This window comes from Enterococcus aquimarinus, from assembly GCF_001885765.1.
GTDB classification, from domain to species: domain Bacteria; phylum Bacillota; class Bacilli; order Lactobacillales; family Enterococcaceae; genus Enterococcus_I; species Enterococcus_I aquimarinus.
The window spans coordinates 122,209-145,336 of record NZ_JXKD01000006.1; the positions used below are offsets into that span (position 1 = coordinate 122,209).

Genomic DNA, 23,128 nt, shown 5'->3' on the forward strand with positions numbered 1-23,128 from the left:
AAAATATAAAAACCCTTACATACCAGTGTTTACAACAAATTGAGAAAGAATGAACATTTAAAAATGATTATATACGTTATCTCGAGGCCGTGATAAAGTAACGATGATCAATAAAATGAATTAGGAGGAATATATTATGCAAGCAACACCATCTTTAAAAAAGAATAAAATCAAAGTAGCGACAAGCGAAAGAATCGTTCACGTATTCATTGTGTCATTTCTAACAATTTTTACATTATTGTGTTTACTCCCCTTTTTAAATGTTTTAGGAAGTTCCTTTGCAACATCGGCTGAAATCTCAACACGAACCTTTATTTTGATTCCACGAACGTTTACTCTAAATGCATATCGTTACATTTTATCAACACCCACTATTTTTAAAAGTATTGGTGTTTCATTATATGTAACCATTCTAGGTACGTTTCTTAGTATGGTTGTAACATCCTTTATGGCATACGCATTATCAAGAAAATATTTACATGGACGATCATTTTTCAATTTTCTTGTTGTCTTTACGATGTTATTTAGTGGCGGAATGATTCCATCCTTCATCCTAGTTAAAAACCTTGGTTTAATTGATACATTATGGGCATTAATTTTACCTTCTGCGGTGAGTGCTTATAATATGATTATTATGCGTAATTTTTTCCAAGGAATTCCTGATAGTTTAGAAGAATCAGCAAAAATGGATGGTTGTTCTGATTGGGGTGTTTTCTTCAAGATCATTCTTCCTCTTTCATTACCGTCCATTGCTACAATCTCTTTATTTTATGCCGTCACTTACTGGAATACGTATCAAAATGCGATTTTATATATCAATGATTCCAACAAATGGCCTATCCAAGTATTGTTACGTCAAATCGTAATTGTTTCAAGTGGCTTAAACGCTGATGCAGCTAGTGTTGACATTGTCCCACCTGCACAATCAATCAAAATGGCGGTGATTGTCGTTGCAACCATTCCAATGTTAATCGCTTATCCTTTTGTCCAAAAATATTTTGTTAAAGGCGCGATGGTTGGATCGGTTAAAGGTTAGCTTTCCTTGATTTAGATTAAAAAAAATCCATGGAGAAATGTTCTTCATGGATTTTTGATAATCTTTTTTAGCGGATTCTTGTGGTGCATGCGTCCTATCTTGACTGACAATTTTACCGTTGATGACGATTAGAATGTTGCTTACGATACTCCCCTGGTGTCATATTCTCTTTCTTTTTAAAGAAACGAATAAAATTTTGTGGATTCGTATATTGTAACCGCTCAGAAATTGCTTTAACGGTCATATCGGTCTCCATTAACCATTTTTTGGCAATCGTTAATCGATAGTTTTGTAAATAATCGGTGAAGTTCCATCCCATTTCTTTCTTAAATACATTACTCAAATAGTTAGAACTATAATGTAATTGGTCCGCAATACTTTCAAGTGAAATATCGTGATCGTATTGTTGATGGACCAACGCAAGCATTTGATCGGAGAGATTACGCATTTGTCGATCCGTTGTTTTTTGAATCGAATTCACAATTGGCTCAATCAAGGTTTGATAAATAATTTGTTGGATTTCAGAAGGATTATCCTTATTTAATACATCTAAATAGACCTTACGATTATTTAAGAGCATCTCATAGTCAGCTCCCAGTAATTGACCTAACTGAGTGATACTATTGATTAACTGAAACAGCGCATTTTCAATTGTAATCGGATTAGTATTTTGTTGCCAAATTAATGTCATCAGGTGTTGATACGCTTTTTTTGTTTCAACTTGATTGGTACTGCGCATCGCATCCAAAAATAGTTGTTCTGCTTCTCTCGGATATTTCATCACCGTTTTTTGATCGAGTTGGGGCGCTATTTCATGATAAAAAATTGTCGCTTCTTGACCTAAATGAATGCGAAAATGAAGTGCTTCTTTAGCAGTATCTAGCGCTTGTTTGCTATCCGTTAGATCGCCATATTCTAATGAGATCCCAAAACTAATTTTTATTTTCAAATAATCAGAAGCCGCTTGACGAACCGCCTGACAATAGTCAATGACTTTTTGCTTATCTTCCGTTGCTGGCAGACATAAGAGCGTGGCTTGCGTATCTTGGTTCAACACAATTGGTTGAAAACGAGACGTCGGAGGAATGATTTCTGACACAATATTTTCAATTGAAACAAGAAATAGATCCTCTGTTGTATGATCACGTCCACCCAAATCATCAATCTGAATCAATACAACGATGAATCGTTCATCGCCTTTAAAGTGATAATTGAGCTGTTTCAGCTTTTCGTTCAAAGTCTCGTAAGACATGCGATTACGAAATAAATTTAATAAAAATAACGTTTCTAATTCTGGAATTTGATGTTGGATTTTGGCAGAAAGATCGAGGTTTGATTCCACAATCGTATCAATCCCCGTGAGAATTTGATTGATTTCAGCTTTACGGCTTTTGCTCGGTGAATCAATCGCTAGTAAATCGCGAATTTTTCGTAACGGTTGAGCGGCTGTATTTGCGACTAAATACGTAACAATCATAAAAAACAACCATAACACGATTGTGATAAAGGCCAGTCCTGAACCTAGTCCTAAAATGGATTGACGAATAGTCGCTTTAGGGAGTGCGGTAACGTAAACCCATTGATTATAATCAGATTGCGAATAAATATATGTCTCCTTATCGGACTGTTCGAAGCTTCCTACTTTTTGATCGAGTGTCAGCATTTTGGCAGACAGTTCGTTCGCCTGCTCGGTGTGATTCGAAAAAAGTAGCTGCCCTTTTTGATTATAAATCGCTAAAAATTCATCTTGTGATGCGTCAAATAAACTCGTAAACGCTTGGCGACTAATGCTAGCAATCCCTACTGCTGAACGCTCTGTACTAAAAGTAGGGAGTTGAATATACATTTTAATGCCATTATTATCTGGTTTCCAAACAATGTATTGATCGGATTCACTCATAGAATCACTAATTTGTGCCACTGCTTCTTCGGTCAGCTGATTTAAAGAACCATTATTAATTTCCCAGCCATGCGTTAAACTGACCAGACGATAAGAAGCATTCCCAATGCCAATCGCACCAATATAAGCTAGTTCTGAACTGATTTCCCTTACCGATGCGTAATCTTGAAAAGTAAGTGGTCGACTAATCAGATTTTTAAAAGAGGTTGTATTACTATAGGTCGTAAAAGAATATTCGATTGTTTGAATTTTTTGCTCAATATTCCCTTTGATTTGATTAATATTACTTTTTCGATCCACAATTAAATTTTCTTGTAACGTATTGTAGGTTTTTTGATACGTATAGAGGCTAAATCCAGCAATAAAAACGGTACCAATTAAAACGATTGGAAAAAAAATACTATAAAAGAAATTAGAACGATGCATGAATCGTTCCTTGAAAAATAGTTTGACCCTTTTCAAATGTAACATGTTAACAACACCTTTCACATGTCATTATTTTAGCATAAATAAAATGAGAATGTTACTGCTTTTCACCCTTCTTATTTCACGTGTGCATTTTTTGTAACCAACTATCCCTCTTTTTAGTACAAAAAAGGCATCCTCCATTGTTTAACGTGTGCATCCTTGATTTAACAATATTCTTTGTTGACACTCTTATTCTTCTATTATACAATGTAACCGTAAACATTCAATGATTTATTTTACTAAAAAGAAGAAGGGGGTCCTCCATGGTTACGATTAAAGACATTGCCAAACAATTGGGGATTTCTCATACAACCGTTTCAAGAGCTTTAAATAATAGTCCACTTGTGAAACCTGAGACGAGAGAGCATATAAAAAGTGTGGCGAAGGAATTAAACTATGTCCCAAACTTTAACGCGAAAAGTCTCGTCAATCAAAAAAATTATATGATTGGTTTATTTTTTTCCAGTATTAGCCAAGGAACGAGTTCCAGTTTTCTTGTCGATACCATTACTGGCATTCGGTCGGTTCTAGAAGCCAGTTATTCACTCTCTGTAGAAGGAATTGATGAAATACAGAACTTCTCCGATATTAATTTCCAACGCTACGATGGCATCTTAGTAATGAGTCAGAGCGAAACGGATCAAGCGTTTATCGAATATTTAAAACAACAAAACTTGCCTTTTGTTGTAGTGAATCGTTTAGTCGATGATCCGGAAATTATGAATGTCGTGGCCGACGATGCAGAAGGTGTCATGACAGGAATTGAGTATGCGATTACTCTTGGGCACAAAAAAATCGGTTATATTGGCGGGCTCGAAGTCTTTCACTCTTCGAATGAACGACGAAAAGGGCTGATCGCCATGTTAGAAAAACATGAGTTACCCATTGTGCCAGCATTTTTCCGGTCTGGAAACTACAGCTTAGAAAGCGGATTTCAACAAATGACCCAGCTGCTCAAAAATCAAGAACTTCCGACCCTGATTTTTTGTGCGAATGATGATATGGCGATTGGTGCGATGCGGGCAATCGATGCCGCTGGATTAACAGTCCCAAATGATCTTTCGATTATTGGCTTTGATAATACACCCATTACTTCTTACTTGAATCCACCGCTAACGACGATTCATAAACCGTTAAATAAAATCAGTCGACTAGGGACTGAATTATTATTAAAGCAAATCAATCAAGAAGCAATTGCAAAGACCCATTACGAAATTCCAACAACTTTGATGGTGCGTCAATCCGTCAAAAACTTATTAACCGTTACTTAAACAAAGACTCGTTCTTTGTTTTTAAATAAAATGTTCACGTGTGCATACGCGAGAAAGGAAAAATAATATGACAAAAAAACTAACTCAAAAAGAATTCCCTGAAACAAAAAATGACCTCCCAGTAAAAGTAGTGCAATTTGGAGAAGGTAATTTCATGCGTGCCTTTGTGGATTGGCAAATTCAACAAATGAATAAACAACAGCTCTTCAATGGTACCGTAGCGGTCGTCCAACCAATTAATCAAGGACTTGGCGAAATGTTACGTGCACAAGACAATCGATACACTGTTTTATTAGAAGGCTTAATCGACGGGGAACTGGTTGAGACAAGCGAGATTATAAACGTTTTAGATACTGTCATTAATCCGTACCAAGCTTACGCAGAATATCTCGCTTTAGCAGAAAATAAAGACCTCGAATTTGTCGTTTCAAATACAACCGAAGCTGGTATCCAATTTAATCCAAATGATCGTTTAGAAGATGCGCCTCAACAAAGTTATCCAGGAAAACTCACTGCCTTCTTATACCAACGTTATCAAGCAAAATTACCAGGTTTAACGATTATTCCTTGTGAGCTCATCGATCGAAATGGGGACAAATTAAAAGAAATCGTCTTACGCTATATTGAATTATGGGAATTACCGCATGCATTTAAAGAATGGATCGAAAATGACAACACCTTTTGCTGTAGTTTAGTTGATCGAATTGTTCCTGGCTATCCGCGTGATACTGCCAAAGAATGGGCAGAAAAATTGGGCTACGAAGATCAGTTAATGGTGAAAGCGGAACCATTTATGCTTTGGGTAATCGAAGGACCACAAAGCTTAACAGAATCTCTTCCATTAACAAAAGCAGGATTAAATGTCATTGTGACCGACGATATGACCCCTTATCGCGAGCGCAAAGTCCATTTATTAAACGGTCCACATACGGCGATGGTTCCACTTGCGTTATTAGCTGGTTTATCAACGGTCGACGAAGTCATGAATGATGACGACTTCCGCCCCTTCATCGATGACTTGTTTGCTAAAGAACTCATTCCGATGTTGAATTTACCAAAATCCGAGTTAGACGAATACGCAGATCAAATTAAAGAACGTTTTTTAAATCCGTTTGCTCATCATGAACTATCTGCTATCTCATTAAATAGTGTCTCCAAATTCAAAGCACGCTTACTCCCAATTTTGACTCGTTACATCCAGACAAATAACCATGTACCCGCATATTTAGCGACATCGCTCGCTGCTTTAATTTTATCATATCGAGGAGATCAAGTGACACCGGCTGATGATCAAGACATTGTCTCCTTTTTCCAAACAGCATGGCAAACACCCGCTACCGTTGTCGTAAGTGTGCTGTCTAACACCCATTTATGGGGTGAAAATTTAACGGTTTTACCTGGCTTAAGTGAAACCGTGCAACTAAAACTCGATGCACTTGAAACCAATGGCGCACGCCAAGTGGTTCAAGATTTGAAAGGAGAAAAATAAATGACGACGACTACGATTCAAGCACCTGATTTATTAAAACTAAATATCCGTGATAATGTCGCTGTTGCCTTACGCCCGATTACTGCTGGAGAACAGATTTCAATCGATGACTATACCGTTACCGCATTAAAAGACATCCCTCAAGGTCATAAAATTGCACTCATCCCTTTAACAAAAGATGACCATGTTATCAAATACGGCTCCCCCATCGGACATGTCCTAGAAGATGTGGCACCAGGCGAATGGTTGCATACCCATAACGTGAAAACAAATTTAGCCGGCGAATTAGAATATCGTTACCAACCAGAATTACACCAACGAACCTATCCTAAACAAGAATTAACGTTTAAAGGGTATCGTCGTGCCAATGGAAAAGTCGGGATCCGAAATGATTTATTTATTGTGCCAACAGTTGGCTGTGTCAATGGCGTAGCCGAATTAATTATTAAAGAATTTAAAGCAAAGCATCCCGATTTAGGACCTTTTGATAACGTCACCATTTTAAAGCACCCTTATGGTTGTTCTCAGTTAGGGACGGATCATTCGAATACACGTGAAATCTTAATCGATGCGGTCAAACATCCCAATGCTGGTGGCGTCCTTGTTTTTGGCTTAGGCTGTGAAAACAACACCATTCCGGCTTTCAAAGAACACTTAGGCGAATACGATGAAAATCGCGTGAAATTCCTTGTCGCCCAAGAAGTCTATAATGAGATCCAACAAGGCGTTGATTTATTAGAAGAGTTATTCATCGCCGCTAAAGACGATCATCGTGAAGACGTTCCGCTCAGTGAATTGAATGTCGGTCTTAAATGTGGTGGATCGGACGGCTTTTCTGGTATTACCGCGAATCCATTACTCGGAGCCTTCTCCGATTTCTTAATCTCACAAGGTGGAAGTACCATTTTAACCGAAGTACCCGAAATGTTTGGCGCAGAAGAGGTGCTGATGGCGCGCGCCGAGAACGAAGAAATTTTCGAACAAATCGTTCACTTAATTAATGATTTCAAACAATACTTCCTTTCTTTTGGCGAGCCAGTTTATGAAAACCCCTCACCTGGGAATAAAGCGGGCGGCATTACCACTTTAGAAGACAAATCGTTAGGTTGCACGCAAAAGGCTGGTACCGCACCTGTTGTCGATGTATTGAAATACGGTGAGAAATTACGCAAAAAAGGCTTAAGTTTATTACAAGCTCCGGGGAATGATTTAGTTGCCTCTTCCGCCCTTGCCTCTTCCGATTGTCAATTAGTCTTATTTACGACTGGTCGTGGAACACCGTTTGGCTCATATGTGCCAACGATTAAAGTCGCGACCAACTCGACCATTTTTGAACGCAAAGGCCACTGGATGGACTTTAACGCTGGGACATTATTAGAACGTCCAATGGAAGAGGTGTTACAAGAGTTTATTGATAAAATCATCGCCGTTGCAAGTGGCGAAGAAACCCGAAATGAACAAAATGATGTACGCGAAATCGCGATTTTCAAAACAGGTGTGACTTTATAAAAAGGATCCAGGCCACATGCTCTTCACCACCCACATAACTTTCATCCTGTGGGTGGTGAAGACAACGGCTAAATCGAAAAATGTGAGGAGACGAAATGAGATGTTTTTAAATGATGATTTTTTACTACCAAATGAGTGGGCCAAGACACTGTTCCATCAACATGCTGCGAAAATGCCCATCATCGATTACCATTGCCATTTAGATCCAAAAGAAATTTATGAAAATAAGCCGTTTAAAAATGTAACGGAAGCTTGGCTTGGCGGGGATCATTATAAATGGCGTTTAATGCGTGCTTGTGGAGTACCCGAATCACACATTACGGGCGATGCCTCTGATTACGATAAATTCTTGGCTTGGTGCCAAACAATGCCCAAAACGATTGGCAATCCGCTTTATACTTGGACACACCTAGAATTAAAACGTTTCTTTGGCGTGGATCTCGTGATCAATGAAAAAAATGCACCGGAAATTTGGGAGCGTGCGAATGCGAAATTAGCTACAGCCGATTTTTGTCGCCGTGAAATAATCAAAAACTCAAACGTCAAAGTGATTTGTACCACAGATGATCCAATCGATGACCTTGCTTATCACCAACGCTTAGCAAAAGAAGAAGTCGCTTTTAAAGTATTACCGACTTTCCGACCGGATAAAGCGTTAAATCTGGATAAACCTGATTTTGAACAATGGATTACTCAATTAGGCGAGGTATACGGCAAACCGATTGATTCCTATCAAGAATTAATCTCAGCATTAGAGTCTCGCGTCCAGTACTTCCATGACCAAGGAGGGCGTTTATCAGACCACGCACTAGACGTTTTGCACTATGAAGCAGCGTCTCCAGAAGTGCTGGAAGCGATTTTTGTGAAAGCATTAAAACAAGAAGCACTAACTCCCACTGAAATTGCCGCTTATAAAACAGAAACCTTAACGCACTTATTCCATTTCTATCACGCACGCAACTGGACCGCTCAATTACACATTCATGCGTATCGTAATTGTAATGACCGCATGTACCAACAATTAGGACCAGACACGGGCTATGACGGAATTAATGATTTATCTTTGACCATTCCTTTACAACAATTATTGAATCGGGCAGATAAAACCGATCAATTACCAAAGACTATTCTTTATTCATTGAATCCGAATGATTATCCGGTCATTGTTGCGTTAATGAGTTGTTTCCAAAAAGAGAGTCCAGGAAAATTACAACTTGGTTCTGGTTGGTGGTATAACGATACTTTAGCTGGGATGCGCCAACAATTGACCGTTTTCGCCGATGGTAGTCCATTAGCAAACTTTGTCGGCATGTTAACCGATTCTCGTAGTTTCTTATCGTATACGCGACATGAATACTTCCGCCGTGTTTTATGCGGCTTCATTAGTGAAATCGTGGAACGCGGAGAAGCACCCGCAGATGAAGCGTACTTAGGGAAAATCGTAGAAGACATTAGTTATCATAATGCCGCTAATTATTTTAATTTTTAATCTAATGAAAAGGGAGCATCTTTGTGAAAATTGATCACACACTTGAAAAACCGATTCACACGAGTTATACCCTTCACTTGATCGATGAAACGCGCCGTCCATTTATCTTAATTTGTCCCGGTGGTGGATATACGCATCTCGCTTATGAAAAAGAAGGGCTTGCGATTCAAATGTGGTTAAATGAGGCGGGCTATCATACCGGTATTTTGGCTTACCAAGTCCAACATATTCACTACAAAACATTCCTATCCGATATCGAAAAAATCATGAGTGAATTACGCACCCACCCTGTTCTCGATCAGATTTTTGTTCTGGGATTTTCTGCTGGAGCACATGTCGCCGGTTTAATTGGCAGCAAGATTAGCCCTAGACCCGATGGCTTGTTACTTGCCTATCCGGTTGTCAGCTTTGTCGAACCTTTTAGTCATCGCGGTAGTTGGCAAAATCTACTGGGAGAAACTGCCAGTTTTGAGTTGCGTTCACAGTTCTCGTTAGAAAAAATCGTTGATACAAAGACGCCTCCTTGCTTCATTTGGCATACCATTACCGATCAAGCTGTTCCGGTTGAAAACAGTCTTTGTCTACTTACAGCCTTGAAAGCAAAACAGGTTCCGGTAGAGTGTCACCTTTTCCCTGAAGGCCGACACGGCTTAGGAATACTTCCTGAAGTTCCTCATCTCTTACAATGGCAAGGTCTAGCCGAAAATTGGCTAAAAGAAAGACAGTCACAAAACGAACGTTACTGAATAATGCATTAAAAGGAGAAGATTATGCCAACTATTTTTATTGCTGGCGATTCCACCGCCGCAACTAAAGCAGAGAATCGTCGCCCAGAAACTGGCTGGGGTGAAAAACTGGCCACTTACTTCGATCAAAACCTGCAGATTGAAAATCATGCAATGAATGGGCGAAGTTCCAAATCTTTTATTCATGAACAGCGACTCGAAACAATTAAGAATCGACTCGCACCCGGAGACTATCTCTTTATTCAGTTTGGCCATAACGATCAAAAAATAGATGAAAGTCGTGGGACATTACCCTATGGTAGTTATTTAACTTATTTAACACAATACATCGAAGCCTCCAAAGAGAAAGTCGCCTGCCCAGTTTTATTGACACCGATTAGTCGTCGAGATTACTTACCTGATGGGAGTCTCAACCCGCTTACACTCGGGGAGTATCCACAAGCGATGAAACAATTAGCCCAAATGCATGATGTCATCGTCCTCGATATTTTTGCCAAAACACAAGAATGGCTTAAAACGTACTCACCTGAAGAAACAACCAAATTCTTTTTACATGGTAAGCCAAATGAGTTCGCCTGTTATCCTGAAGGGGTTTGTGATAATACACACTTAAGCGATCTCGGAGCCGAAACAATTGCGGCCATCATTGCGCAAGCCGTTCAAGAAAGTCAATTGCCACTCAAGCATTACCTACGTGATTCATCAATCAAAAACTATAAGGAGGATTTTAATGTCGACAATTATTGAAGTCGTAACAGAATATTACCGCATTCCCCTACCTGAAATTATGGAGGATGCAAAACACGGTCTCCATACCCATTTTGAAGTCCCGATTGTCAAAATTACCACCGAAGACGGCCGAACAGGTGTTGGCTATACATATACAGGGGGCTTTGGTGGAGAATCGATAGCCAAACTCATTGACAAAGAACTCAAACACATATTACTGGGCAAAGATGCCTCTTGTATCGAATCACTATGGGATCAAATGAATTGGGGCATCCACTATGTCGCACGCGGCGGACTCGCGAGCTTTGCGATTGCAGCTTGTGACATTGCATTATGGGATTTACGTGCCAAAAAAGCAGATGAACCGCTCTATAAATTACTCGGTGGCCACAGCAATAAAGTTAAATGTTACGGTGGCGCCATTGATTTGAACTTCCCGCTAGAAAAATTACTGGCAAATAATCAAAAATACTTAGACATGGGCCTAAAAGCCGTAAAAATTAAACTCGGACAACCAACACTAGCCGAAGATATTGAACGAATCAAAGCGGTTCGTGAACTCATCGGACCAGATGTCGTGTTTATGGTGGATGCCAATATGAGCTGGTCGGTTGAAAAAGCGATTAAAGCAGCGAAATTAATGGCGCCCTATAATATTTTATTCCTTGAAGAACCCACCATTCCAGAAGATTACGAGGGCTATGCACGAATTACCCAAGAAGGACACATTGCCGTCGCAGGAGGCGAAAACTTACGTACTCCGATCGAATTCATGCATATGATTCAATATGGGCACGTTGACTTCCCGCAACCAGATGCCTCAAACTGTGGAGGCATTACGGGTTGGCTTAAAGTCGCTGCCTTAACCCAAGTACATAACCTCTCTGTTTCGACTCACGGCATGCAAGAACTCCATGTGAGCTTACTAGCCGCGATGCCTAACGCGGGCTATCTCGAAATGCATAGCTTCCCTATTGATCAGTACACCACGCGTCCCCTTGTCATCGATCCAGAAGATGGACACGCTGTTGCACCCGAAATCCCCGGCACAGGCGTCATCTTCGATTGGGACAAACTCGCCCCTCATAGAATGCCGTTTTGATCTAACGGCAATCCTCGATTAGGATTATCAAAAAAGAGAGCATTCAACTGCTCTCTTTTTTGATTTCATTCGATTTTACAGATGATTATTCTTAATTAACGATCATCTACCTATAACCTCTACTTCTGTTTTTTATCTATGAATACACCGTGAATAATGGGGATTGTATAGTAAATCAAAATAACCCCGCCTAAAGCAATTAATAGATGTCCCGGCACAATTTCATAAGAAGCCGTTTCCAAGATATATCCATTATCAAACCGAAGAAACTGAAATCCAATGATCAAAGACATCACTCCTAAAATAATATTGCTCGATACTTTCTTCAAATTAATTCAATCCTTTCATTTTAAATGTATCGTAATCTTATATTATATTTAAACGAAAAATTCAATCGAAATGTAAACGCTATGCAAAAGAGATTTTATAAAAAAAGACACCTTCCAAAATTTGGAAAGTGCCTTGAAACGTCTTAATGGAATAGTACTCGATTTCAAAGGAAATCTCCGTCCCATACTGTATTCGTAAGCGAATAAATTCGCAACGACACAAAAAAAGGAAACTGCGCTCAGCCTTGCTTCGCCCAGTACGAGTCTCGTAACAAACAAAAAAACCATTCCAAAAAGAAATGGTTTTTTGTTTGAACGATAATCGCAATTAACGTTTTGAGAATTGTGAAGCTTTACGAGCTTTCTTAAGACCTGGTTTTTTACGTTCCACCATACGAGCGTCACGAGTTAATAGACCTGCTTGTTTTAAAGCTGGACGGAAATCAGGATCTACAGTTAATAATGCACGTGCGATACCATGACGGATTGCACCTGATTGTCCTGCGTAGCCTCCACCGTTAACGTTCACTAATACGTCATATGCGCCTTTTGTTTCAGTTACGCCAAAAGGTTGGTTGATAACTTCACGTAGGTCAGCATGTGGGATATATGTTTCAATGTCTTTTTTGTTAATAGTAATTTTACCAGTTCCTGGTACTAAACGTACGCGAGCAACTGCGTTTTTACGACGGCCTGTGCCGATATATTGAGCTTGTGCCAATGAAATTCCCTCCTATTAAATTAAGTTTGTAAGATCCAATACTTCTGGTTGTTGTGCTGCATGTGGGTGTGTTCCTTCAGCATAAACGTGTAATTTCATGCCTTGAGCACGACCTAAAGTATTTTTAGGTAACATACCTTTAACAGAAGTTTCGATTAGACGACGAGAGTTTTTCTCACGTAATTCTCCAGCTGAGATTGATTTAATTCCGCCGATGTATCCTGAGTGACGGTAGTAAATTTTTCCACTTGCTTTATTACCTGTTAATTTAACTTTATCTGCATTAATGACAATTACAAAATCACCTGTATCCACATGGGGAGTGAATGTTGGTTTATTTTTTCCACGTAGAATTGATGCTACGACTGATGAAAGACGACCCATAGGAACATCTGTTGCATCAACTACATACCATTTACGTTCTACTTCGCCAGTTTTGGCCATATATGTTGTACGCACTGTATTTTTCCTCCAATTTCAATTTCGAATGTTTGACATGCATTTGAGTTTCCGGGGCTCTTAATGGGGCAAACAATACCATTTAATATGATACCTAGATTTCACGCGAATGTCAATCATTTTCTATTGAAAAAAAGAAATAAAAATATCCCTCAAAAAAATTGAGGGATATCGCGAATGTTATCTTGTCATTTCAGAATAAGCGGGGGCAATTTCTGGGGCAAAGCCTAATTTTGCTTGAAGCATCCAGATTTTTTTCTCGATATCTGTATTGAAGCTCGTAAAGATATCTTGCGTGCTGTCGTCGCCTTCTTCGCCAGCTACTTCGATGCCTTTTTTGTACAAATCAGCTAAATAGCGGTAACCAGAAACAAGTGTTGCCATGCGTTCTGGAATCGTACGTTCATATGTTCCAACTTCGTCTTTAATACCAGTATGATCAATAAACTCTTGTAAGGTGGAATAAGGTGCACCATCTAAGGTAATTAAACGCTCTGAGATTACATCTAATTGCGCATTGATTTCATCCATGAATTCGTCCATCAAAGGATGTAACGTTAGGAATTCTGGACCGCGCATATACCAGTGGGTTTGATGAATCACAACTGAAAACTGACTTAAATCCGCCACTAGTTGATTTAATATTTCTTTCGTTTGTTCGTATTTCATCTTAACATCTCCTCACTTTCTTGTATATCTAGCATAGTACGAAACAACGAAAATGTACAATAATAATGATTATTTGAGAAACTTTCTCAATTTGTCGGTTCTCCCATCGATGGTACCTCTATCTCATTCAATGCTTCCGTCATCGCGTTCGTTAATTCTTCTTGAGACCGCATGCCTGAGAAGAAAGCAAGATACAAGCTGGCTAGGGATTCGTCTTGACCGTTAACGATTTCCCATTTCCCTCGATTGACTTTTAACTGTAACGTTACTTCTGTACTCGTGTCATTTGCCTCGATTGTCGGAATCTTTTCTTGCATAATGGCCACGGTTGTCGCAATTAACGTTTTCTCATCTTTAACCAACTCATTGTCGTTTTGAATACGGACTAACAGCTCCGTAATCGATTCTTTAAATAATTGTAGTAAATTGAATCCTTGTATCTCATACGTTACATGATATATCGGCTTGGTTTCTGTAATGTTTTTGATTTGGTAACTCGTCGTTTCGCGCATTTGTTGCATCAACATTTCGGAAATCTCCATCGCGAGCTGCTCGTCCACTGCTTCACCTGTCTGTAATATCCCTTGGGTAAAATTCTCTTCAAACAGTGTCCGTTGTTCGACGAAAATTTCCGTTAATTCTTCACTATTCGCAAAATTTGTTTGGAAAGCTTCCGTTTGTTGATCATAAATCATCGTATCAATCAAGATATTTGCCGCTTCCTCCGCGGGAATTGCCTTTGTACAACCGCTTATAAATAAGAGCATGAATAATAAAGCACCTATCACGGTTCCTGTTTTTTTCATTTCTTTCCCTCCATTGTTTGATCACTCCTTATTATTCAATAAAGCGAAGCAATTTGTCTAGTATTCACCCTTTTTTGCGTATCTTCTTAAAAGAATATAGAAAAAGGAGAATAGAATGAAACTTTTTTATATTGGCTGTTGTATCGGTTCCGTGCTCACGGTAATTGCGCGCTATCTACCACTAAACCAAGAAGCCCGTCCTTCTTGCTCTGACGATCGCACTTCTCATCCTACGCAAGCATCCTTTTTTTCATTGATTCCTCTTTGCTATCGTGATGTTTCTTGTCAAAAAAATGGTTATTTTGTTCATGGATTGAGTGCACTTATTTACGGTTGTGTCTTTGTTTTCTCACTGCAACAAGAAACACTGATGTTAAAGTGTCTACTTCTCTGTTGGCTAACAATGGCTTTTTTACTGTCAATGACCGATCTCTTCTACTTTATTGTCGAACCCAAACTCTTATATCCATTCGGGGTTTTGCTATGGCTCCTTCATTTCTATTTTCAGTCTCCTTTTTACTGGTATACTGGTGTCTTCGTGCTCTTTTGCTTATTCATCGTGACTTTCTTCTTTCAATCTTATCTCGGGCTGGGAGATGTCCTCTTATTACTCATTTGGGGACCTTGGCTATCGTTATATGAATTATTTTTACTTTTAGCAATTGCCAGTTGTTTGGCTCTGGTCTTTTTTTGCCTCTATTTCTTAGTGAAAAAAAAACAGCTCGGCTATCTCCCTTTTGTTCCGTTTCTAAGCCTCGGTCTTTGGTATCTTCTTACTTAGTACACACGAAAAAAGCTGACGAAATGAACTCGTCAGCTTTTATTTCATTACATACGTACTGCGAAACTTGGTCCCCATGAACCAACAGAACTAACGCTTACGCTTTGACCTGGAGATGGTGCATGGATGTATTGTCCGCCACCTAAAGCAATGGCTACATGGTAAGTACTACCTGCAGAACCCCAGAAATACAAATCGCCTGGTTGTGCTTCGGCAACAGAAATTTTTGTGCCAGCACTTTCTTGAGGAACAGTCCAACCACCGATTTCACGGCCAGTTGCGTTACGGAAAACATAGCTTGTAAAGCCTGAACAGTCAAAACCACTTGGTGTTTTTCCACCCCATACATAAGGTACGCCTAAATATTTATACGCTTCTGCAATCACCGAAGAACCATTCCCTGAAGGTGCTGGAGCTGGTGTAGGCGTTGGAGCAACTGGAGCTGGAGCTGGTGTTTCGACGCTCGTATTTGACTCCTCCGTTGTACTTGATGATGGCGTATTAGACGATGACGTGTTATTACTGCTTGATGACGTCTGGTTGTTACTTGAATTATTATTGGTACTTGTTTGTGAATTATTTGTTTGGTTATTCGTTGTTTGATTTGTTGTATTATTTGTTGCGGCTTGTGCTTCTTCTTGTGCTTGAGCTTCTTGCGCTGCTTGGCGTTGTGCTTGAGCCGCTAAACGTGCTTCTTCAGCAATTCGAGCTTGTTCTGCTTCTGCTGCTGCTTTACGTTCTTTGATTGCTTCTTTTTCACTTTCTTTTGACGCTTGTTGTAAAGCATAATCTGCTTTAGCGACTGCTAAGTCTGCTTGACTACGTTCTAGTTCACCTTTTTGTGCTTCTAGCGTGACTTGCGTTTCTTGAATTTCACCTAATTTGGTTTCATTTTCAATCTTTTTATCTTCTACTGCTTGTTTATCTTCTTTTTGTTGTGTCACTAAATCATTATTAGCATTCACGATCGTTGACATCGCTTGAACACGACCAATCGCATCTGTAATTGAGTCAGCATTAATGACCGCTTCAATTAAAGTTGTTTGGCTCCCATTTACTTGGACGTCACGCGCTTGATTACGAATCGCTTCTTCACGACGTTCAATACGGACTTCTAAATCAGCAATTTCTTGTTGTAATTGCTCTGTTTCTTTTGTTAATGTTTCTTTTTTCGCAAAAAGTTCTTGTGCTTTGGCGTTGATGCCTGCAACTTCTGCTTCTAAACCACTAATTTGCGATTGTAAAGCTGCTTGTTTACTTTGTAATTCAGTAATTTCTTTATTTTTTTGTTCAATTTGCGTATCAAAGTCATCTGCAAAAGCAATCGCAGGTGCTGCTACTACGGTAAACAATAAAGAACAGGCGAGTAATGATGATAAAATTCGTTTCTTCAAGTGATATTCCTCCGATTGATTGACTGTATTTAAACTATTTTTAATTTGTTTTAAAATTTCTTAATTAATATTAACGACAAGCTGATTGTAACACAGGTGTATGACAGGATGATAAAACAAATGTTACAAATATGTTTCAATCTCGCTTTTTTATCACAACTGTTCTTATTTTCTTCATTTCAAGGTTGTAAAGACTCAAAAAGTGGTGTTTCACCGGATTCGTTTCGTATTTCTTTCAAATCAATTTTTTTGAAAATCAATCGAATCAGACCGTCAGACGACCATTGTTTCTCATATAATAGACCAATCGTACCGTGTTCTAGAACAGTCATGGCAGAATAGATGAAGGAGCCTTGCTCTATTAACTGTTCCCCTGACCATGTGAGTCCATTATCCAGACTAAAAAGTAAGACACCATTTTCTCTCTTGTGGGTTGAACGAGGGCCTAAAAACAACAGTCCTTGTTGATTATCTAATCGATACGGGAGGACACTAAATTGGCATACCGGATTGATTAAGGTTTCTTCAAAGGTAATTTCACCCCAACTGACGCCGCCATCTAGACTAATCGCCTTTGCTACACACCCTTTTCCATAATGATTTCGCATATACAGTCTGAGCGATCCATCCAGTTGTTCAATCACCTGTGATTCTGTTAATTCATATTTTTTTAATGCTTCTCCCAAACTTTCCGCAGAAATATCACTTAAAGAAACAGGACGTCCATCATTAGGTGATGCTCCACGTTGCCAAGTCTGTCCATGATCATCGCTATAAATAACGCTACAAGAGAAAAAACCACTTTTATTCATAAAATAAATTGGAAAAAGCAACCGTCCTGGATACCGACCGTGTTCCAGTTGAATCCCTCTACTAGGACCCGTTCCAATAAAACTCATCCATTCTTCTTTCACTTGGTTATTTAACTCAATTGGATTCGACCAACTATGACCTTCATCATCGCTAAAAATGAGTTGTAAATAGCTTGTCGGTGCTTCATAAAGTTGTTCTTCCTTTAACTCATTGAATTTTTCATAGATTGTTCCTAAGCGACGTTCACCTTTAAAGACGTAGCCCTCTGTATCTACACGATAGTCGGTTAATGTTTCGTCATCTTTCGTGTATACTCGTCCGTCATTTGCTATGACGTAAGGATAATAATGACGATTATACACGATTTTCCGATCTTGTTGATCATAGCCTGTCCCTATCCAACTATTAAAAGCACCTATTCCTCCTGGGCTATGAGAATAAAGTAACCAAATGCGTTCATTCAGTTGATCTTGGACTAAAGAACAATCAATTGCTGCCGGACCATTGACCCCTTTATCACCCAAAAATTCAATGGTTGTTTGAATCGGCTCCCATGTCTCACCTTGATCAAAACTCCTTCGAATCACATTTTTTATTTCGTTTGGATTATCTCTTTGATTGGTCATTCGAGCATCTGCCGCTGCAATTAATGTTTTCTTTTTTGTATAAAGCAATGCTGGAATCCGAAAAGCACTTGATTGATGATCTCCGGGTTTAAATAATATTTCTTCTTTTAAAACGCTTTCATTCATAAGTATGCTGTCTCCTTTATTCGCTTAACGATGATAAAAAAACTGTCTCAATCAGTGTACCAAAAAAGGACAACGATTGAGACAGTTTTTTTATTTTTTCCAGAATATTTTTTTGAGAGGATAAATACTCAATAAATAGAGACCTATATTTAAAAGTAACGTCGGTGCTAACAATTGTGTCACAAAATAAATCAAATCGATTCGAATTAAATTGAACATTAATTGCAGTCCAACAATGAATAGTTCAAAGAAAGTGACAAATATAATCATACCAAAAAAAAGATTAAAATCATTTTCAAATAAGATGCCATATATCAGGTACATCAACCAGATTGTCACTGGAAATACTACCGCATAAATACCTAAAATCCCTAGGTAATATAAGTCAAAGAGACTGCCAATGATCAAAGCAACGGTAATCATATAATGTTTAGGCAATTGCTTTACAGCAATTAACATAGCAATCAAAACGAGATGCGCACGCCAAATGTAATGATTCTGACTCGTCGCGATGAATACTTGCGTCAGATGCGCGTCAATTAACATCAAGAAAAAAAATAAAACAGGAGTGAAATAATAGAGGTTTCTCCTAATCATTTTTATTCATCACCTACTCCGCGCTTAATCACCGTCACGACGAGCAAGTCAGACATTTGGGCATAAGGTTTGACGTACACTTGTCGCGTTAAACCAAAACGATCCGTACTTTCTTTTAACGTTGTACCAATCGGTAAATCTGCTGGTGAGCCGCCACCCAATCCTGATGTTTGAACGACAGCGCCTGCTTCGATTTCTTTTACTCCAGTGATTTGCTCAATCACAAGGACCTCTTTATCCGCGTCATAGCCTTTCAAAATACCAAATGCTTCCCCCTCTTTAGTTGAAATCCGGACGGGAAATTGATTACTATTTTGGTTACTTGACGTTAATAATTCCACTTTAGAAGAGGCCTTATTTACTTCAATAATACGTCCGATTAATCCTGCATTCGAAACAACCGGCATGTTCGCTTCTACGCCATCATTCTTTCCACGATCGATGACCATGATATCTTGCCATGTATCAGGTGAACGAGAGATGACATTGCTTGTAATTTTTTCAAAATCAGTAAGCGTGGCTTGCAAATTCAATTCTTCTGTTAACGTCGCAATTTCTCGCTCATGATTTTTGTTTTGTTGCAACAATTCATCATATTGATCAATTTTCTCTTTCAAGCGTTCATTTTCTTCATACGTCACGAAAAGATTTTCTACCGCACTAGCACCACTACTAATCCAACGAAAAGGAGCTGTAATCGTTCGATCGATGATTGAAATCGTATCCGTAATGAGCGATTGCGCAAAGAATGGTTTATCCGCAACTGCTCGTCTTGCAATCGTAACACTCAACGTCGTCACAATAATAATCACAAGAATCAACGTAATAATTATATTTTTATTTGGGTTAAATTTTTTCACAAAGTGCACCTCATATTATACAGACTGATAGGGTAAATTGTACCACTAAATGATAGGAAACAAAAGAAAAGACGAGACTCTTAAGCTTTTTTGAACACTTTTTTCAAAAAGGCCAGTCCCGACTTTTTATTCATCTTTTGATTGAATCACAGCTATGATTCCTTCATCAAAAGAAATATAGGCTGTTTTTTCAATAAACTCATTACTTGCGAGTGACATCGGATGAGGAATCGTCACTTGATTAAGCGTATACTTACTGTATCGCAAGGTTAAATTCTCAACAGGTGTTAGGCAACAATAGCCCAGGTATTTCATTTCGGGTATCTGCTCGATTTTATATTCGCCAGGCAACAGATAGCTTACCGTATTTTGCCGATCTCTCAGCATAATTTGCGCACTATACGGTTTGAAACGTGGTTCGAGAACCATCCATAAGTTGGCTAAAAAGTGATCGAGACGACCACCTGTCATTCCAATCATTTCAAATGTTGCCGCTTGATAGTGTGTCAACGCATAGGAGAGCGCGAGCTGTGTATCAGTCTCATCTTTTTCAGCAGGAGCTGTGATGATCTTAATAGCATGCTCAAAGACAGACTCTTTTTCAACAGGAGATAACGAATCAAAATCCCCAATTGCTAAGTCTACGCGATAGCCTGCTTCGAGTAAATAGAGACTTCCCCGGTCAATGCCGATATACACGTCATATTCACTCGTAAGCGCGGGCCAACTAGCAGTAGACCCTCCAGCTACTAGTAAAACTTTCATCCTCTTAGCGCCTCTTTTAAGCATGCAATTTGTTTCGCGGGATCTTCAGCGTCATAGATATAACTACCTGCCACAAAAACATTAGCTCCTGCTTCTTTGCAACGCTTGGCAGTTTCTGGGACAATTCCACCATCTACTTGAATATCATAATGATAGCCATTTTCCGCTCTCAAATCCGCTAGCTCTTTAATTTTAATGAGGCACTCTTCGATAAACTGTTGACCACCAAAACCAGGATTGACCGTCATCACCAGTACTTGATCAACCATACCCAATATATGTTTAATCGCACAAACCGGTGTCCCAGGATTAATCACAACTTCTGCTTTGACATTTTTTTCTTTGATTAACTGAATCGTTCGGTGAATATGAGAATCGGCTTCAACATGGACACCAATAATATCAGCGCCAGCTTCCACAAAATCATTAATATAACGTTCTGGTTGAGCAATCATTAAATGAACGTCTAAAGGTAATTTCGTATGAGGACGTAATGCTTTTACAACATTAGCTCCAAAGGTAATATTCGGAACAAACTGACCATCCATTACATCCATATGAATATAGTCAGCTCCATGTTTTTCAACAAATGCGACATCTCTTTGTAAATTTGCAAAATCTGCACTTAAAATCGACGGGGCTATTTTCATTGTCTTCTCATCTCCTATTTCTTTTTACGATACATTGGTTTTCTATTTTCAACTTCATTTAAAAATTGAGTATAATTCTCATAGCGTGTTTGCGCAATGGTTCCCTCCGTTACTGCTTCTTTCACGGCACAGTTGGGCTCATTGATATGTGAGCACTCTCTAAAGCGACATTGGCTAGCTACTTTAACAAACTCTGGGAATAAACGCGGCAATTCTCTCGCTTCGACCGTTAGAAAATCAATGGAGCCAAAACCAGGCGTATCCGCAACCAATCCTCCGGCAATCGGCAACAATTCAACGTGTCGCGTCGTATGCTTCCCACGACCTAACGCACTTGAAATTTCACCTGTTTCTAACGCTAAATCGGGTACAATTCGATTTAATAAAGTTGATTTACCCGCACCAGATTGCCCCATGAATACTGTCAATTTCTGAGAAAAAGTCGCTTCAATTTGTTTTAACGACGTCTCATCTTCTGTAGCAACAATTACGGGATAGCCAATTTCTTCATAGACTTTTTTCACTTCATTCACTAATGAATCATCTTCTAATAAATCGACTTTCGTTAGATAAATAAGAGGATTTATATCTTCGAATTCTAATGACACTAAAAAACGATCCAATAAATTATAAGAAAAATTAGGCTCTACTAAGCTGCTAACGACGACTCCTTGATCGACATTCGAAACAGCCGGACGTACTAGTTGATTTTTTCGAGGAAAAACTTCTAACAAATACCCGTCCGTCAAATTACTACTTTCAAAGACAACGTTATCCCCCACCAATGGCGTGATCTTACGTTTACGAAAATTTCCCCTCGCTCGTGTTTGATACGTGATGCCTTCACTTTCAATATAATAAAAGCCACTTAGCGCTTTTGTAATTTTTCCTTCCAAGTATACGCCTCCCCTTTCTCTTTGTCTCTACTATTGTATCACATTTAATCAGCAAATAAATATGCCATTCGAGTCGCTAACATCACTAAAACTCGAAGACAACAAAAAAAGCATAACTAATAATTAGTCATGCTTTACACTTTGATCAGTATCGGGAAGACAGGATTCGAACCTGCGACCCCTTGGTCCCAAACCAAGTGCTCTACCAAGCTGAGCTACTTCCCGTAAAACAGCTTAATGCACCCAAGAGGAGTCGAACCTCTAACCGCTTGATTCGTAGTCAAGTACTCTATCCAATTGAGCTATGGGTGCAAAAAAAAATGCCGAGGGCCGGAATCGAACCGGCACGATGATCACTCATCGCAGGATTTTAAGTCCTGTGCGTCTGCCAGTTCCGCCACCCCGGCATAAGAATTGGCTAAAGCGGAAAACGGGGTTCGAACCCGCGACCCCCACCTTGGCAAGGTGGTGCTCTACCACTGAGCTATTTCCGCAAATATTTTACTAAAATGCCGGCTAAAGGATTTGAACCCTCGACCCTCTGATTACAAATCAGATGCTCTACCAACTGAGCTAAGCCGGCGTATTTCTCATGCGGGTGAAGGGATTTGAACCCCCACGCCTTGCGGCGCTAGATCCTAAGTCTAGTGCGTCTGCCAATTCCGCCACACCCGCGTTTGAAAATTGATTAAAATGAGTCGTACAGGGCTTGAACCTGTGACCCTCTGATTAAAAGTCAGATGCTCTACCAACTGAGCTAACGACTCATGATGGGGGTTAACGGGATCGAACCGCTGACCCTCTGCTTGTAAGGCAGATGCTCTCCCAGCTGAGCTAAACCCCCATAATGAATGAGTGAATTATATATCAAATTCGCGTGGCGACGTCCTGCTCTCA

Annotated in this window: 21 protein-coding genes and 8 tRNA genes; 9 read left to right on the plus strand and 20 right to left on the minus strand. The window is 39.3% G+C overall.

Going from position 1 to position 23,128, the window contains the following annotated elements; all coding sequences use genetic code 11:
* Window positions 1-136: 136 nt before the first annotated feature.
* Window positions 137-1,036 carry a carbohydrate ABC transporter permease gene (locus RU93_RS06080; protein ID WP_071874721.1) on the plus strand — a complete coding sequence of 300 codons (900 nt, stop codon included), beginning with the start codon at window positions 137-139 and terminating at the stop codon, window positions 1,034-1,036.
* 112 nt (window positions 1,037-1,148) lie between these two features.
* Here RU93_RS06080 and RU93_RS06085 read toward each other — a convergent pair whose 3' ends face one another.
* Window positions 1,149-3,407 (minus strand): helix-turn-helix domain-containing protein, encoded by a 2,259-nt coding sequence (locus tag RU93_RS06085; protein ID WP_245785377.1) that lies wholly within the window; start codon window positions 3,405-3,407, stop codon window positions 1,149-1,151.
* A 260-nt stretch (window positions 3,408-3,667) separates the two neighbouring features.
* Between RU93_RS06085 and RU93_RS06090 the strand changes: the two genes are divergently transcribed.
* The 7 genes from RU93_RS06090 to RU93_RS06120 all read left to right on the plus strand — a co-directional run bounded on the left by RU93_RS06090 (window position 3,668) and on the right by RU93_RS06120 (window position 11,739).
* On the plus strand, window positions 3,668-4,675 hold the full coding sequence (locus RU93_RS06090) for a LacI family DNA-binding transcriptional regulator (RefSeq protein WP_071874723.1): 1,008 nt from the start codon (window positions 3,668-3,670) through the stop codon (window positions 4,673-4,675).
* A 67-nt stretch (window positions 4,676-4,742) separates the two neighbouring features.
* On the plus strand, window positions 4,743-6,164 hold the full coding sequence (locus RU93_RS06095) for a tagaturonate reductase (RefSeq protein WP_071874724.1): 1,422 nt from the start codon (window positions 4,743-4,745) through the stop codon (window positions 6,162-6,164).
* On the plus strand, window positions 6,165-7,673 hold the full coding sequence (locus tag RU93_RS06100) for a UxaA family hydrolase (protein ID WP_071874725.1): 1,509 nt from the start codon (window positions 6,165-6,167) through the stop codon (window positions 7,671-7,673). It abuts the gene before it with no gap.
* Window positions 7,674-7,773: 100 nt separating this feature from the next.
* Window positions 7,774-9,162: a glucuronate isomerase gene (uxaC, locus tag RU93_RS06105; protein ID WP_071874726.1), complete on the plus strand. Its 1,389-nt coding sequence runs from the start codon at window positions 7,774-7,776 to the stop codon at window positions 9,160-9,162.
* A 23-nt stretch (window positions 9,163-9,185) separates the two neighbouring features.
* Window positions 9,186-9,908, plus strand: coding sequence for an alpha/beta hydrolase (locus RU93_RS06110; protein WP_071874727.1), 723 nt, complete (start codon window positions 9,186-9,188; stop codon window positions 9,906-9,908).
* Window positions 9,909-9,932: 24 nt separating this feature from the next.
* A complete protein-coding gene (locus RU93_RS06115; protein WP_071874728.1) occupies window positions 9,933-10,655 on the plus strand; it encodes a rhamnogalacturonan acetylesterase in 723 nt (240 codons plus the stop codon).
* On the plus strand, window positions 10,639-11,739 hold the full coding sequence (locus RU93_RS06120) for a mandelate racemase/muconate lactonizing enzyme family protein (protein WP_071874729.1): 1,101 nt from the start codon (window positions 10,639-10,641) through the stop codon (window positions 11,737-11,739). The genes RU93_RS06115 and RU93_RS06120 overlap by 17 nt, the downstream gene beginning before the upstream one ends.
* Window positions 11,740-12,396: 657 nt before the next feature.
* Here the strand turns inward: RU93_RS06120 and rpsI are convergent.
* From rpsI to RU93_RS06140, 4 genes are all read right to left on the minus strand, one after another.
* Window positions 12,397-12,789: a 30S ribosomal protein S9 gene (rpsI, locus tag RU93_RS06125; protein WP_071874730.1), complete on the minus strand. Its 393-nt coding sequence runs from the start codon at window positions 12,787-12,789 to the stop codon at window positions 12,397-12,399.
* Between the two features lie 15 nt (window positions 12,790-12,804).
* Entirely contained in the window at window positions 12,805-13,233 is a 429-nt protein-coding gene (gene rplM, locus RU93_RS06130; protein WP_342741497.1) for a 50S ribosomal protein L13, read from the minus strand.
* Window positions 13,234-13,428: 195 nt separating this feature from the next.
* Window positions 13,429-13,917: a Dps family protein gene (locus tag RU93_RS06135; protein WP_071874732.1), complete on the minus strand. Its 489-nt coding sequence runs from the start codon at window positions 13,915-13,917 to the stop codon at window positions 13,429-13,431.
* An 86-nt stretch (window positions 13,918-14,003) separates the two neighbouring features.
* Window positions 14,004-14,723: a DUF5105 domain-containing protein gene (locus tag RU93_RS06140; RefSeq protein WP_071874733.1), complete on the minus strand. Its 720-nt coding sequence runs from the start codon at window positions 14,721-14,723 to the stop codon at window positions 14,004-14,006.
* A gap of 115 nt (window positions 14,724-14,838) precedes the next feature.
* Between RU93_RS06140 and RU93_RS06145 the strand changes: the two genes are divergently transcribed.
* Window positions 14,839-15,504, plus strand: a complete 666-nt coding sequence (locus tag RU93_RS06145) for a prepilin peptidase (RefSeq protein WP_071874734.1) — start codon at window positions 14,839-14,841, stop codon at window positions 15,502-15,504.
* Window positions 15,505-15,551: 47 nt separating this feature from the next.
* Here RU93_RS06145 and RU93_RS06150 read toward each other — a convergent pair whose 3' ends face one another.
* The 15 genes from RU93_RS06150 to RU93_RS06220 form a co-directional block, all read right to left on the minus strand.
* The gene (locus RU93_RS06150) at window positions 15,552-16,898 is read right to left on the minus strand and encodes a C40 family peptidase (RefSeq protein WP_071874735.1); all 1,347 of its coding nucleotides are present in this window, start codon (window positions 16,896-16,898) and stop codon (window positions 15,552-15,554) included.
* A gap of 179 nt (window positions 16,899-17,077) precedes the next feature.
* On the minus strand, window positions 17,078-18,463 hold the full coding sequence (locus RU93_RS06155; protein ID WP_071874736.1) for a sialidase family protein: 1,386 nt from the start codon (window positions 18,461-18,463) through the stop codon (window positions 17,078-17,080).
* Between the two features lie 90 nt (window positions 18,464-18,553).
* Entirely contained in the window at window positions 18,554-19,060 is a 507-nt protein-coding gene (gene mreD, locus RU93_RS06160; RefSeq protein ID WP_071874737.1) for a rod shape-determining protein MreD, read from the minus strand.
* Window positions 19,061-19,062: 2 nt separating this feature from the next.
* Window positions 19,063-19,920 (minus strand): rod shape-determining protein MreC, encoded by an 858-nt coding sequence (mreC, locus tag RU93_RS06165; protein WP_071874738.1) that lies wholly within the window; start codon window positions 19,918-19,920, stop codon window positions 19,063-19,065.
* A 126-nt stretch (window positions 19,921-20,046) separates the two neighbouring features.
* Window positions 20,047-20,685 (minus strand): thiamine diphosphokinase, encoded by a 639-nt coding sequence (locus tag RU93_RS06170; RefSeq protein WP_071874739.1) that lies wholly within the window; start codon window positions 20,683-20,685, stop codon window positions 20,047-20,049.
* Complete coding sequence (rpe, locus tag RU93_RS06175; protein ID WP_071874740.1) at window positions 20,682-21,335, minus strand: ribulose-phosphate 3-epimerase; 654 nt, start codon at window positions 21,333-21,335, stop codon at window positions 20,682-20,684. The genes RU93_RS06170 and rpe overlap by 4 nt, the downstream gene beginning before the upstream one ends.
* Before the next feature lie 14 nt (window positions 21,336-21,349).
* On the minus strand, window positions 21,350-22,231 hold the full coding sequence (gene rsgA, locus RU93_RS06180; RefSeq protein ID WP_071874741.1) for a ribosome small subunit-dependent GTPase A: 882 nt from the start codon (window positions 22,229-22,231) through the stop codon (window positions 21,350-21,352).
* A 151-nt stretch (window positions 22,232-22,382) separates the two neighbouring features.
* Window positions 22,383-22,456: transfer RNA gene (locus RU93_RS06185), tRNA-Pro, on the minus strand.
* Between the two features lie 13 nt (window positions 22,457-22,469).
* Window positions 22,470-22,543: transfer RNA gene (locus RU93_RS06190), tRNA-Arg, on the minus strand.
* 9 nt (window positions 22,544-22,552) lie between these two features.
* Window positions 22,553-22,638 (minus strand) — tRNA-Leu (locus RU93_RS06195).
* Window positions 22,639-22,653: 15 nt separating this feature from the next.
* Window positions 22,654-22,725 (minus strand) — tRNA-Gly (locus RU93_RS06200).
* 16 nt (window positions 22,726-22,741) lie between these two features.
* A tRNA-Thr gene (locus RU93_RS06205) sits at window positions 22,742-22,814 on the minus strand.
* Window positions 22,815-22,824: 10 nt separating this feature from the next.
* Window positions 22,825-22,906 (minus strand) — tRNA-Leu (locus RU93_RS06210).
* Window positions 22,907-22,925: 19 nt separating this feature from the next.
* Window positions 22,926-22,998 (minus strand) — tRNA-Lys (locus RU93_RS06215).
* A 4-nt stretch (window positions 22,999-23,002) separates the two neighbouring features.
* Window positions 23,003-23,075, minus strand: a tRNA-Val gene (locus RU93_RS06220).
* Window positions 23,076-23,128: the final 53 nt, after the last annotated feature.

Excerpts from the sequence above, each read along its gene's own strand:
- RU93_RS06080 (WP_071874721.1), top strand. The coding sequence starts at position 137 with ATGCAAGCAACACCATCTTTAAAAAAGAATAAAATCAAAGTAGCGACA.
- RU93_RS06085 (WP_245785377.1), bottom strand. The coding sequence starts at position 3,407 with ATGTTACATTTGAAAAGGGTCAAACTATTTTTCAAGGAACGATTCATG.
- RU93_RS06090 (WP_071874723.1), top strand. The coding sequence starts at position 3,668 with ATGGTTACGATTAAAGACATTGCCAAACAATTGGGGATTTCTCATACA.
- RU93_RS06095 (WP_071874724.1), top strand. The coding sequence starts at position 4,743 with ATGACAAAAAAACTAACTCAAAAAGAATTCCCTGAAACAAAAAATGAC.
- RU93_RS06100 (WP_071874725.1), top strand. The coding sequence starts at position 6,165 with ATGACGACGACTACGATTCAAGCACCTGATTTATTAAAACTAAATATC.
- uxaC (WP_071874726.1), top strand. The coding sequence starts at position 7,774 with ATGTTTTTAAATGATGATTTTTTACTACCAAATGAGTGGGCCAAGACA.
- RU93_RS06115 (WP_071874728.1), top strand. The coding sequence starts at position 9,933 with ATGCCAACTATTTTTATTGCTGGCGATTCCACCGCCGCAACTAAAGCA.
- RU93_RS06120 (WP_071874729.1), top strand. The coding sequence starts at position 10,639 with ATGTCGACAATTATTGAAGTCGTAACAGAATATTACCGCATTCCCCTA.
- rplM (WP_342741497.1), bottom strand. The coding sequence starts at position 13,233 with ATGGCCAAAACTGGCGAAGTAGAACGTAAATGGTATGTAGTTGATGCA.
- RU93_RS06135 (WP_071874732.1), bottom strand. The coding sequence starts at position 13,917 with ATGAAATACGAACAAACGAAAGAAATATTAAATCAACTAGTGGCGGAT.
- RU93_RS06140 (WP_071874733.1), bottom strand. The coding sequence starts at position 14,723 with ATGAAAAAAACAGGAACCGTGATAGGTGCTTTATTATTCATGCTCTTA.
- RU93_RS06145 (WP_071874734.1), top strand. The coding sequence starts at position 14,839 with ATGAAACTTTTTTATATTGGCTGTTGTATCGGTTCCGTGCTCACGGTA.
- RU93_RS06155 (WP_071874736.1), bottom strand. The coding sequence starts at position 18,463 with ATGAATGAAAGCGTTTTAAAAGAAGAAATATTATTTAAACCCGGAGAT.
- mreD (WP_071874737.1), bottom strand. The coding sequence starts at position 19,060 with ATGATTAGGAGAAACCTCTATTATTTCACTCCTGTTTTATTTTTTTTC.
- RU93_RS06170 (WP_071874739.1), bottom strand. The coding sequence starts at position 20,685 with ATGAAAGTTTTACTAGTAGCTGGAGGGTCTACTGCTAGTTGGCCCGCG.
- rpe (WP_071874740.1), bottom strand. The coding sequence starts at position 21,335 with ATGAAAATAGCCCCGTCGATTTTAAGTGCAGATTTTGCAAATTTACAA.